12 protein-coding genes and 1 pseudogene are annotated in these 11,397 nt (G+C 42.1%); 5 read left to right on the forward strand and 8 right to left on the reverse strand.

Going from position 1 to position 11,397, the window contains the following annotated elements; genetic code table 11:
• Window positions 1-69: 69 nt before the first annotated feature.
• The 6 genes from ACYQ4S_RS08825 to ACYQ4S_RS08850 all read right to left on the reverse strand — a co-directional run bounded on the left by ACYQ4S_RS08825 (window position 70) and on the right by ACYQ4S_RS08850 (window position 4,920).
• Entirely contained in the window at window positions 70-552 is a 483-nt protein-coding gene (locus tag ACYQ4S_RS08825) for a DUF1538 family protein (protein WP_346024916.1), read from the reverse strand.
• Between the two features lie 26 nt (window positions 553-578).
• Window positions 579-1,289 (reverse strand): P-II family nitrogen regulator, encoded by a 711-nt coding sequence (locus tag ACYQ4S_RS08830; RefSeq protein ID WP_459770640.1) that lies wholly within the window; start codon window positions 1,287-1,289, stop codon window positions 579-581.
• Between the two features lie 246 nt (window positions 1,290-1,535).
• Window positions 1,536-2,828, reverse strand: coding sequence for a mechanosensitive ion channel (locus ACYQ4S_RS08835; RefSeq protein ID WP_459770642.1), 1,293 nt, complete (start codon window positions 2,826-2,828; stop codon window positions 1,536-1,538).
• Between the two features lie 205 nt (window positions 2,829-3,033).
• A complete protein-coding gene (locus ACYQ4S_RS08840; RefSeq protein ID WP_346024919.1) occupies window positions 3,034-3,912 on the reverse strand; it encodes a DegV family protein in 879 nt (292 codons plus the stop codon).
• Window positions 3,913-3,937: 25 nt separating this feature from the next.
• Window positions 3,938-4,597: a hypothetical protein gene (locus tag ACYQ4S_RS08845; RefSeq protein WP_346024920.1), complete on the reverse strand. Its 660-nt coding sequence runs from the start codon at window positions 4,595-4,597 to the stop codon at window positions 3,938-3,940.
• 41 nt (window positions 4,598-4,638) lie between these two features.
• On the reverse strand, window positions 4,639-4,920 hold the full coding sequence (locus ACYQ4S_RS08850) for a DUF503 domain-containing protein (protein WP_176759650.1): 282 nt from the start codon (window positions 4,918-4,920) through the stop codon (window positions 4,639-4,641).
• Between the two features lie 204 nt (window positions 4,921-5,124).
• On the opposite strand from ACYQ4S_RS08850, the gene ACYQ4S_RS08855 reads away from it, so the two are divergent.
• The 4 genes from ACYQ4S_RS08855 (at window position 5,125) to ACYQ4S_RS08870 (ending at window position 9,280) form a co-directional block, all read left to right on the forward strand.
• A complete protein-coding gene (locus ACYQ4S_RS08855) occupies window positions 5,125-5,556 on the forward strand; it encodes a chloride channel protein (protein ID WP_346024921.1) in 432 nt (143 codons plus the stop codon).
• Window positions 5,453-6,649 (forward strand): ClC family H(+)/Cl(-) exchange transporter, encoded by a 1,197-nt coding sequence (locus ACYQ4S_RS08860; protein ID WP_346024922.1) that lies wholly within the window; start codon window positions 5,453-5,455, stop codon window positions 6,647-6,649. The genes ACYQ4S_RS08855 and ACYQ4S_RS08860 overlap by 104 nt, the downstream gene beginning before the upstream one ends.
• Before the next feature lie 23 nt (window positions 6,650-6,672).
• Window positions 6,673-8,196 (forward strand): ClC family H(+)/Cl(-) exchange transporter, encoded by a 1,524-nt coding sequence (locus tag ACYQ4S_RS08865; RefSeq protein ID WP_346024923.1) that lies wholly within the window; start codon window positions 6,673-6,675, stop codon window positions 8,194-8,196.
• A gap of 145 nt (window positions 8,197-8,341) precedes the next feature.
• Entirely contained in the window at window positions 8,342-9,280 is a 939-nt protein-coding gene (locus tag ACYQ4S_RS08870) for a DUF368 domain-containing protein (protein WP_459770646.1), read from the forward strand.
• 73 nt (window positions 9,281-9,353) lie between these two features.
• Here the strand turns inward: ACYQ4S_RS08870 and ACYQ4S_RS08875 are convergent, their stop codons facing one another.
• Window positions 9,354-9,830 (reverse strand): DUF305 domain-containing protein, encoded by a 477-nt coding sequence (locus tag ACYQ4S_RS08875; protein ID WP_346024925.1) that lies wholly within the window; start codon window positions 9,828-9,830, stop codon window positions 9,354-9,356.
• A gap of 7 nt (window positions 9,831-9,837) precedes the next feature.
• Window positions 9,838-10,339, reverse strand: a pseudogene (locus ACYQ4S_RS08880) (O-acetyl-ADP-ribose deacetylase).
• 193 nt (window positions 10,340-10,532) lie between these two features.
• Here ACYQ4S_RS08880 and ACYQ4S_RS08885 point away from each other — a divergent pair.
• Complete coding sequence (locus ACYQ4S_RS08885; RefSeq protein WP_346024926.1) at window positions 10,533-10,982, forward strand: GNAT family N-acetyltransferase; 450 nt, start codon at window positions 10,533-10,535, stop codon at window positions 10,980-10,982.
• Window positions 10,983-11,397 lie beyond the last annotated feature (415 nt).

The following is an 11,397-nucleotide window of genomic DNA, read 5'->3' on the forward strand; positions in this document are numbered from 1 at the left end:
GGAATGTTTGTTGGTAACTACATTTTACCAAAGAGAGGTGTCTTTTTCTGTACTTTTAAGTTCAATATTCTAACTGATCTTTACGGTAAAAGGATAGAACGTCGTTCTTAGGGGTGCGAAACTTGAGTTATATACAATTCTCAACAGCCCTACGACTACCATAATTGCAATACCTATCGAAACGGTCAGGATCAGCTGAAAACTGTCGATCGTTCCACTAGTGACAATACTGACCTGATTTCCTAGTACCGTTAAACTAGGTTCAGCTGCCGATATTATAAAACCGATCAGGAAACCCACAGTAACCAGGACATAGATACGGTTGGATTTCGCTACTCCTTTTCCTATGTATTCTCCAATAGGCGTTATAGCAATATCAACACCGACCAGAAATAGACTAAGGCCGATTACGATAGCTAGAGTGCCTAGAAAAAAGGCGATTAATAGACTTGAAGAAAACGGCACAAGGAAAAAATGAATCATCAGAACAAAGAGAAAGATAGGGGTAACTGAACGTGTGACTTCAAGCATTTTTTCAATTAGTATAGGCATGTCAGATTATTCCCCTTTTTTTTAATTTAAATAACTCCTATCGTTTCACTTAGATCCGCTACAAATAGAATACCGGAGTTTGGTTTTTCCAGTCCTAAAACCTTATTGATTTCTGTAGTAATAGCCTTGGTCTGATCTCTGGATGAAATGATCAGTACCATATCTTTTTCAGGCTCAATTTCCATATTGAATACTTTTTTTGTCTCGTACCCTCCTGCGCCATGTGCCTGAATCACTGTGCCGCCCTGGGCACCTGCTGCCTGAGCTGCCTCCATCACTATTTCAGATTGACCTTCTTTTGTAATTACAACAATCGCCTGAAACATATTATCCGGCTCCTTCGTATCTATTCCTTTATTTTCCATCTGATTCCATTCCTGGTCAAAACCTTGACTGTCAGCTGGATCGATTAGTTCAGATTGATCAGCCGCCTGTTGTTTGACAAGGCCCATTGCACCTGCAAGTGGGAGTCTGAAGCAGATCCCTTTATTTTTTCTTGTCATCCCCATAGTGTCAGCTATATGCATCATTGCTGTCTGAGCTGTCGATTCGTCAGAGATAAATACAGCTATTTCTTTTCGGACTTTATCCAGACCCAGTTTGTTCAATACTCTGCCTTGTACTGTTCCTTCCCCTCTGATGACCGTACCACCGTTAACTCCTTTTTTGGCTGCCATTTTCAGACATGTATCTCCCTGCCCTCTTTTTACAATGCAGCCTACTAATTCTACTTTCATAGTTGTTCACCTCATTTTTTAAGCTACTCTTCCAGTATAACCAATTTCGTAAGTATCTTCCACTTTTGTCAGATTGATTCATTATTAAGGACATGATCAGTCTATTTACTTTTGATAAATGGTTATTTTATAACAAAAAACACGACCACCGTTTTTCCAATAAGGAACTATCGATGGTCGTGTCCACTATTCAATTACGGCTTCATGACATAATTGAGTCATCTGCCCTATATTGTCTAGTTAATCTTATAAGTCTGGTGATGACTGGTCAGTTGAGTCAACTGTTGGTTCAACTGATGGATCTCCTGATTTATTGCTTTCTTTTTCAATTTTTTTATCAGCACGTTCAAGCTGCTTTCTGGCAAAGTCGCGTCCACCAAGTCCAAATGCCAAGGCAAAGGCTACTGCAAGTCCACCAATAATGAACATGAATGCAAAGTTCACGATGCTTGAAGCAAAGTTCAGCTGATCAAGTGCCATGAATACTGCAAAAACGATCAGGATATATTTAAGCATAACGCCTGCAAAGGGACTGCCTGTTGCTTTCTTGATTCCTGAAGCCAGCAATTGTCCTCCAACGAATGCCAGTCCAATGATGATGGCTGCAAACAGTACATTAGGCAGATAAGCAATTACTGCGCCAACGATAATGTTCAACATTTGAAGATTCAAAACATTAAGTGCTTCTACCAGGAAGAACAGACCGATCAGTACAGCAACAACTTGTCCGACCAAATGAGCCAGATCAATGTCCATATTGACTGATTTTCTTAAATATGAAGAATATTTGTTAAAACCAGTTCCTCTCAATAGATCGGTAACGATATCTCCAATAAATTTAGCTAAAGCCATACCAATTGCAAGTAGAACTACTGCGACTAATATATTTGGAATAGCTTGAAGAATCGTATTGAGTACATCACTAACCGGCTGAGCTATCGTGTCGATATTTAATACATCCAGTGCAACCAAAATAATTGGTACTAAGATTAGGAAGTATACGATATTAGCCAATACTGATGCAATCGTTCCCTTGCTGTCTTCAACATCTGATGTAGCCGTCTCAGAACCTGAGAGTTTATTCAAGAACCGGTCAAGATTGGCAGCAACTGCAAGATTATAAACCAGATTCTTGACGAATTTAGCTGCATAGAAACCTAATACGAGAATAACAATAGCTGAGATGATATTAGGCAGGAATGCAAATGCCGTATCAAGCATATTCTGAATCGGCTGACCAATTGCTTCAAGTCCGAATGTGTAAAAGATACCTGGAAGGAAGAATACCCATACCAGGAAGTACCCTACTTTACCTAAGGCATTGACCATCGAATGTCCCTGGTTCTCGTTATTAGCTGCACCCCAGTCCTGTAATTTTGATGCAAGACCTGTTGCCTTCAGCCCTTTAATGATTGCTTTCTTCACTAGAGTAGCGACGACCCAGGCTACTAGAATAAGTAGTAACCCCATTAACAAACGAGGAAGAAAATCGATGAACGTGTTCAGTCCTCGCTGAAACGAATCTCCGACATTATCCATATTATCAAACTCCTTTTCCTTTTTTTATTGAACACTTTCAGTATAGCCAAGGTATTAATAAAGAACAAATAATATGCACTGTACTCCACCTAACAGCTTCTTCTGATAATTCCATACAAAAAAGCTGTTTCCCTCTTCTGGAGGAGAACAGCTTTCTATTCATTCAGATCCTGTCTGTCGTTATTCTGAGATTCCCGCAGCTTTCTTATTCTTCAATGTACATATACTGCGACGGTTTCTGATCAAAGTAAAATACACCAACGCCGCCTATGCCTAAATGGGCAGCCAGTACCGCTCCGATATCAAAAATCTGTGTGGTAACATCCGGAAGTTCTTCCTGTACCATTTTTTCGAGTTGCTTTGCGCTTTCAATGTCATTGACGTGACTGATCGTGACCAGCTGATCGGTAAAGCCGTCTATCCCTTTTTTCACATCTTTTATCATCCGCTTGTATATTCGGTCCTGACCTCTGACCAGTTTCTTCAGGTAAATGCCCGTTTCGTTTACAGATAGATAAGGCTTGATATTCAATGCATCTCCGGCATATCCAGCTGCTTTCGGCAGACGCCCACCTTTGACGAGCCATTTCAGATTACTCAAGGTAAAGTGATACTTGATGTGTTCTGTATTTTCTATGGTCTGGCTGACGATGGTTTCGAAATCTTCATTCTTCTTGGCCATTTCCATTGCCTGAAGAGCCAGCAGGGCCCCTCCGCCAGAGCCACCCTTGGAATCGATCACAGCGATGTTCATATCAGGATATTTTTCCAAATACGCTTCCACAGTTGTCTGTGCAACCTGATAGGTCCCGGAAAACTGACTGTAGATAGTAATGTAAATGACATCTTCTCCCCTCTCTCGGCAGGCATCAAGGGTATCGATCACAGTCTTGGGAGAAACCTGAGACGTTTTAGGAAGAATCCCTTCTTTCATATAGCCGTGCACATCTTCCAGAGACAGTTCCACCTGGTCCAGATAATCCTTTTCATTAATAATGACGCTTAATGGCAGAAAGTCATAGTCATATGTTTTTTTCATATAATTGTTCTGGTCGATGCCAGAATCGATCAGTATTCTAATCATGCGCTTTCCTCTTTTCTAATATAAATTAGTCAGTAAGTATCTCAGTAATTTCTTCTTCAGTCAGAGAATCCGTATAGTACCTGTTCCAGACCTCATGAAGATGACTGCTTGAAAAGCCGCCGTATATCGCTGTCAGCTGCTTTTTCCATTTCAGCAGCAGGTCATATGTTTTTTCAGAATGATCGGATGTCTCCTCTTCTCCATCAGCAGACTGATTTCTCAATTCAGTCAACTTATCAGCTGGTTCTTCTCCCTGAGCATCGGACGGGATGGCTTGAAAGACATCCTCTTGTGGCCTGCCTTCATTTATGGCGTCTATCAGCTCAGTCGGAATAATGACGATAGAGCTGTCTTCTACCGTCACTGCAAAAAAGAAGCCTTTCTTTATAAGTGGTGCGAAACTTTTCAGACTTTCACTGTCTTTTACAGGCAGTACGTTCTGATTGCTTTCTGAAATGATGGATAAAACTTCATCCAGAATTTCCTGATAAAGTGTCTGAGCCTGATGAAGAATATGCGGCATCAGCGCTTCAGCGACTTTTATCTTCTTCCAGCTTTTGGGTAGAGTCAGACCGTGACTGCTAGCTATCTGCATCATCTGGCTTTTAGTATAGCCCATCAGCAGATTGATCATCCTGTAGTCTCCGGAATGCTCTTTCAAACTATCGATTGTCGGTTCAGTCATCGCGTTCATCCTTTTAATTAGTTTTGACGGGTCCGTGGTCGCTAAGCTTCGATCCACTCGACATGAAGTATTTCAATTTCATAATGCTCTTCTACATCTTTCAGAGCCGCTTCGATCTGCTGCCGACAAAGCTGACGGTTGCTTCCGACTACGCCGAAGCCCAGCACAGCCTTATTGTGGAGGTCCCACTCGTCAACTTCTGCAGTTGTCAGATGATGCCTGTTTCTAATGCGATGCACGACACTTTTGACCGTGCTGCGCTTGTCTTTCAAGGAGTATGAATCGTAAATCAGAATGGTCAGTTCAACACCCATTAGAATCATTTCAGTTCCTCCTCGTAGTATCTCGTTAAATCGTAGCATGCTTTCGATCCTTGTGCAATAATTGCCTTAATTACATGCAGTTATCTGAACATATATTAGAATACTCAGTCAATTAGGATCATTGTATTGCTTTTCACTTGTATATTCGTTATCTTAGTACTTATGTAAAAGATACTAAAGTGGTTTTTAGGAGTTTTATAAATAATGAAGACATTAAATTTGTTTGACTGGTCTAAAATAGCTTACGTAGCTAGAGGGCTGCTGGTCGGCGTACTCGTCGGAATCGTCGTCAGTCTGTTCCGCGTATCCATCGAGACGATGCTGACATTCATGCGTGATGTTTATGCCTTTGCAGGAAATAATCCAGTATGGATTCTACCATTAATATTAGGTATTGCCATTATAGCATTTATTATTGCATTGATGATCAGAGACGAACCGGACATTAAAGGATCAGGGATCCAGGATATCGAAGGACAGCTTCACGGGGTATTGAAGCTGAACTGGCTGTCTATCCTCTGGCGTAAGTTTGTTGGAGGCGTGCTGTCCCATCGGTTCAGGACTTGCATTAGGTCGAGAGGGCCCTTCCATTCAGCTCGGAGGAGCGGTTGGTCAAGGGGTCAATCACTACCTTAAAGGTAACAAGTCTCAACAGAATATTCTTATTTCTGCTGGAGCAAGTGCCGGCTTATCCGCTGCCTTCAATGCCCCGGTATCAGGAATCATGTTCATACTGGAAGAAGTGCACCATAAATTTTCTAGTGTTCTTCTCCTGACTGCTTTTTCTGCATCAATTACAGCTAACTTTGTTGCCTATACGATTTTCGGTGTGCAGCCTGCGCTGGATCTCGGGTCACTTCTTCAGTTCCCTCTGGAGCATTATGCCCACTTGGTAATCATGGGGATATTTGTAGCAGTTATGGGGTGGGCTTATCAAGAAGTTCTGATGTATATGCCTAAACTTTATCAAAAAATTCCTATTCCACCTTATCTATATGGCTTTCTTCCATTTATTCTAGTTATACCCATCGGAATCTTTCTTCCTGAAATGCTTGGTGGAGGGACAGGTATTATCTTATTAATCAGTTCCGGGCGCATAAGCACACACCTGCTGGTAGGTATTTTCCTGTTTCGTTTCGTTTATTCTCACATCTCATATGGATCAGGTCTGCCAGGGGGAATCTTCATCCCAGTACTCAGCCTGGGCGCATTACTGGGAGCTATTTACGGAAACGGTGCTTTATGGATTACGGGAATCGAAGATATATTCATCAGAAGCTTCATCATCTATGCAATGGGCGGCCTTCTAACTGCCGTGACCAAAGTCCCGCTCACTGCAGTTATGCTGATCACTGAAATGACGGGGACAGTAACGCATCTGATGCCTCTTGCGGTTGTCTGTCTGACAGCGTATGTTGTCGCTGACTTTCTTGGCTCTGATCCGGTTTATGAAGAGTTGCTTCAGAAGAAAATACATCAGATTCCTAAAGTCTTTGAAGGAGAAGTCATTGAATTTGAAGTATCCGTTGAGCCGGACAGTGATCTGGATGGCATGATGGCCCGATACTTAAGACTTCCTTACGGATCGAAACTGGTTAAGGTCAGAAGACACAATAACGAGTTCATTCCGCACCAAGATACGGTATTCTGGTCAGGAGACGAGCTGTTTTTCACAGCAGACAGCGGCTTTGTATCTGAAGTCAAAAAACAGCTGGACAAATTAAACTAAACTAGCTTTAAAGGAGTTTCCAAATGAAACGCTTGAAATTTATCGACTGGTCTAGAATCAGTTATGTCCTGAAAGGGATTCTAGTGGGCGCAGTCGCAGGTGCTGTTGTCAGTGCTTTTAGAATGGCCATTTATACTACATTAAACTTCATGCCGGTTATTTATTCTTATTTAAGGAACAACCCTTTATGGATCATCGGCTGGTCTCTTTTTGTCCTTTTTATAGGCTTTCTCGTTATATTGATGGGAAGAGACGATCCGGATATTCAAGGGAATGGGGTCGCTGAACTCAAAGGTCAGCTTCTTGGAACGCTGAAACTGAACTGGGTGTCTATTCTCTGGCGTAAATTTGCCGCAAGTACCCTAGTCCTGGGGCTCGGTATTCCTGTCGGTCGAGAGGGGCCTTCCATCCAGATCGGCGGGGTCGTTGGACAAGGAATTAACTCTTTTCTGAAAGGAAACAAGTCACAGGAGAGTATACTTATTTCAAGTGGTGCGGCAGCCGGTCTCTCCGCAGCCTTCAATGCGCCATTGTCCGGTCTGGTCATCATCCTTGAAGAGGTTCACCACAGGTTTTCCGGCGTACTTATTCTCACAGTGTTTTCCGCTTCCGTTACTGCGAATTTCCTGGCCTTCCATATTTTCGGGTCACAACCGGCTCTTGCGTTAGGCCGAATGGCGGAGTTTCCTCTGGAACATTATCTTTATCTTGTGCTATTAGGCGTTCTGCTTGCTCTTGCAGGCTGGGTATTTCATAAGGTGCTGTTCATTATGCCGAAAATTTATGCCAGTTTACCTGTTCCAGTTTATCTATACGGCTTTATTCCATTCATTCTGGTTATTCCTACCGGCTTTTTCTGGCAGGATATGCTTGGTGGAGGAACAGGTATCATTACTGATATTGCTTCTGTTCGAACGTCCACAACGATTCTCCTTGCAATCCTGTTATTCAAATTCATCGGCTTCCAGATCGCCTATGGATCGGGTATTCCAGGCGGCATGCTTATTCCAATGCTGACTATCGGTGCAGTACTTGGTGGCATCTTCGGAAATCTTGCTCTTAGAGGAACGGGAATGGAAGATGAATTCATCCGTAATTTTGTTATCTTTGCAATGGGTGGATTTTTCACAGCTATTTCAAAAGCTCCTCTGACAGCTATCGTACTTCTGACAGAAATTACGGGATCAATCACACAGATGATGCCAATTGCTGTCGTCTGTCTTACTGCCTATATTATTGCAGATATCCTAGGTCTTGAACCCGTTGACGAAATTACTCTATATAATAAGACCAACCGCTTTCCCACTGTTTTTGAAGGTAAACTAATCTATATGGATGTCTTTGTCGAGCCAAACAGTTATTTGGACGGTATGCAGATGAGTCAACTTACTCTTCCTTATAATGCTAAGTGTGTAAGAATCAAGAGACACCACAATGAATTCATGCCACACCGTGATACTGTCCTTCTCCCTGGCGATGAACTTCAGATTGCCTGTGATCAGGGATTCCTCGGACAGGTCAAGAAATATATAGATAAGCTGAACTGAACAATTATATAAGGGCCTTATCCGTATATACATTGCTGGACTGGATAAGGCCTTTTTTTCTACTATCAAATTAAAAAATATATGGTAAAATGATTCTCGTACACAGAATTTCAATCGACCGTTAATTAACGTAAAGGAGATTATTATGCAATTCATATGGATGGCAATTAAAGGATTATTTATCGGGATTTCAAATATCATTCCTGGAGTTTCTGGAGGAACCATGGCTGTATCCTTCGGTATTTATGACGATGTGATTCATGCGGTCACTCATTTCAGACAGGAACTGAAGCCTAGTTTAAAAATAATCGTACCACTGGTTATTGGTGCACTGACCGGGGTGGCCGGATTCTCTATCGTCATCGAATGGCTTTTGAGTAGTTACACTTTATATACGGCATTTGCCTTCGTCGGGCTGATTTTAGGTGGCCTTCCGATCTTAAGAAAATCTTTCTACAAAAGTCTTGAAGCTGAGAAGAAAACAATTGGTCCACTTCACTTTGTTCTGTTCATTATCTTCTTCCTGATTGTTACTTGGATAGGAGTAGCTGAAGTGGCCGGGGGCGGCGTACAGAGCGTCAGTCTCGGAATCGGTTCGCTGATTGCTTTGTTCTTCGTCGGCCTCATATCGGCTGCAGCCATGGTCATTCCTGGAGTGAGCGGGTCTTTGCTCATGCTGATCATTGGCTACTACTATGCTGTTATCAATACAATCAACGGGTTTACAGAAGCGCTGGTCAACTGGAACTTTGAAGCACTTGTCCCGGTCACTATCCTATTAATTACTTTTGCATTAGGTATGGTAGCTGGTATCATTCTGATCAGTAAAGTAATCGACTACTTCTTCAAGACGCAGCCCGGCTTCACTTATGCTTCAATTCTTGGACTAGTATTAGCCTCCCCTATTGCAGTAGTGGCTAATACAAATGCATTAGATGACCTGACTGGATCAGGAGCATTCTTTAGATTGGTTGTAGCCTTGGCTCTCGCTGGTGCCTGTTATGCCCTGACTTATGCCCTAGGTAAGACTAAAGACTCAACAGAAGAAATTCCTGAAGAATCCAAGCCTGTTTCAGATCAGTAAATAAATACACAAACAACTTCTATCTCAAGTCTGCTTAATTAGCATAGACTTAGATAGAAGTTGTTTTTTATAGCTAGTCGTCTTCGGGACTGTCCTCGTCTTCTTCATTCTGAAGTTCTTCGATCAATGCTTCCATCTCTGCGATTTCTTCTACCTGGTCCTCTATTATTTCATCTGCCAGCTGCTGAACGCGTTCATCTTCAAAATTCGCACGCTCACTGGTCAGGATAGCAATGGAGTGATGTGGAATCATGGATCTCATCCAGGATACTTCATTAACAGTCGTCTGGCTACGTACTAAAAACAGCATGAGTCCGAAAACGACAACTGAACCTGTCAGTATAATACTGTTCAATTTTTTATTCTTATACATTTTCCACATGAACAGCATCATGACAATCGCCATCACTGCGCCCATCATAATTGCCATATAAACACGTGTCTCACTGAAATACACATGTGAGCGTTCATATGTGTTAAGATACATAAGTCCATACATGATGAGGGTTGAAGTAAGAATCATTAATCCAAAGCGTATATATTTTTTCATTGTGACACTATCCTCTCTTGTTTTTTGCCTGGTTCAGGCTGGTAAACGTCTCGTCATCGTAAGCTACCAGATAGACTGTTTCAACTGAGTAACTGTCTGTTTCGCAAGATCTGATCGTATCGACCGCAATCTCGGCTGCTTCTTCCTTAGGGTACCCGTAGATTCCTGTACTGATTGCAGGAAAAGCTATGGTTTTCAGCTTATACTGTTCTGCCAGACTCATACTGTTCTGATAGCACGACTTCAGCTTCTCCTCTGAATCCGTCATTATAGACCGGGCCAACGGCATGGATCACATAACGGGCCGGCAGATCAAAGCCTTCTGTAATTTTCGCTTCCCCTGTATCAGCGCCATTCAGTTTTCTGCAGTCTTCTTTAAGCTTAGATCCTGCAGCCCGGTGAATCGCCCCGTCCACTCCTCCTCCACCTAAAAGAGATTTGTTAGCCGCATTGACGATTGCATCAACTTTCATCTCTGTAATATCTTCTTTGACTACCTCTATCTTCATTTCTACTCTCTCCTTTATTGTCTGCAGTCTTATAATGCATTGATGTACGTAAATGGTAAAACAACTGATCCTAATTCGCAAATATAACGAGTTCTAAACCATACCTGACTAACTCTATTTTTTATCCCTGGAGCAACTTGAGACATGCTATACTTTCTATTATATATTAGAGAATTCGCAGAAGGAGACAACTATGGAAGTCAAACAGTTAAGCAGTATTTATTATGAAGAAATGAGGCAAATCTTTGTCGATGTGTTTTCAGCTGAACCCTGGAATGACAAATGGGTAGACGACGCACAGGTGGATAGCTATCTGAAGGACCTTACCGATTACGGCAATACCCTCTCTTTCGTCTTGGTGGATGAGTCAGATGCAGTTATTGGAGGAGCACTCGGTTATGTCACAAACTGGTGGGAGGGCCGCGAGTATTATATCAAGGAATTCTTTGTCAAGGAATCCGAGCAGAAACAAGGACTGGGCAGTTTTTTTATGAAAGAGTTATCTGTTCATCTTAAGACTCTTGAAATCGACTATATTACTCTGGTCACTGATTATTCCGTGCCGGCTTTCTCATTCTACAAGAAAAATGGGTTTAAGGAATCGACTGAAACGGCTTTTATGGTCAGACGGACTCCTGACTGATTCTTGAGGTCAGACTCCAGTGGGTAAATCATTTAGTCACCTTGGATCCGCTCCTAAATCAGTAATATAAAAGAGCATGTCTCTCCTGTCACAGGTAACTTACCTGAATACAGAAAAACATGCTCTTATGTTTTTTTATCAGTATTTACTATGCTTTATTTGTCAGTGTGTTCAGGTTGCATCGTATCGACTTTTTTACCCAACAGAAAGACTACAGCAATAACGGCCAGAAAACCGATCGGCAGGACGATAAAGATATTCATTCCGAATGCAGTTGGCAGATAGCCGATTGAACTACCCCCACTTACTCGCTAACTCTCCTTGAAGTGGGGGATTCCTGAGAACACCAACCTATCGGTCGGTTACTTTATCAGGCTAACCCCGTAATCCCTACGGTTAATCGCAACGCTTCGTT

The organism is Alkalibacterium sp. s-m-28 (assembly GCF_054658175.1).

What these genes read in the sequence shown, in the direction of transcription:
- ACYQ4S_RS08825 (WP_346024916.1), bottom strand. Translation starts at nt 552, where the DNA reads ATGCCTATACTAATTGAAAAAATGCTTGAAGTCACACGTTCAGTTACC.
- ACYQ4S_RS08855 (WP_346024921.1), top strand. Translation starts at nt 5,125, where the DNA reads ATGAAGACATTAAATTTGTTTGACTGGTCTAAAATAGCTTACGTAGCT.
- ACYQ4S_RS08845 (WP_346024920.1), bottom strand. Translation starts at nt 4,597, where the DNA reads ATGACTGAACCGACAATCGATAGTTTGAAAGAGCATTCCGGAGACTAC.
- ACYQ4S_RS08830 (WP_459770640.1), bottom strand. Translation starts at nt 1,289, where the DNA reads ATGAAAGTAGAATTAGTAGGCTGCATTGTAAAAAGAGGGCAGGGAGAT.
- ACYQ4S_RS08840 (WP_346024919.1), bottom strand. Translation starts at nt 3,912, where the DNA reads ATGATTAGAATACTGATCGATTCTGGCATCGACCAGAACAATTATATG.
- ACYQ4S_RS08865 (WP_346024923.1), top strand. Translation starts at nt 6,673, where the DNA reads ATGAAACGCTTGAAATTTATCGACTGGTCTAGAATCAGTTATGTCCTG.
- ACYQ4S_RS08870 (WP_459770646.1), top strand. Translation starts at nt 8,342, where the DNA reads ATGCAATTCATATGGATGGCAATTAAAGGATTATTTATCGGGATTTCA.
- ACYQ4S_RS08850 (WP_176759650.1), bottom strand. Translation starts at nt 4,920, where the DNA reads ATGATTCTAATGGGTGTTGAACTGACCATTCTGATTTACGATTCATAC.
- ACYQ4S_RS08835 (WP_459770642.1), bottom strand. Translation starts at nt 2,828, where the DNA reads ATGGATAATGTCGGAGATTCGTTTCAGCGAGGACTGAACACGTTCATC.
- ACYQ4S_RS08875 (WP_346024925.1), bottom strand. Translation starts at nt 9,830, where the DNA reads ATGAAAAAATATATACGCTTTGGATTAATGATTCTTACTTCAACCCTC.
- ACYQ4S_RS08885 (WP_346024926.1), top strand. Translation starts at nt 10,533, where the DNA reads ATGGAAGTCAAACAGTTAAGCAGTATTTATTATGAAGAAATGAGGCAA.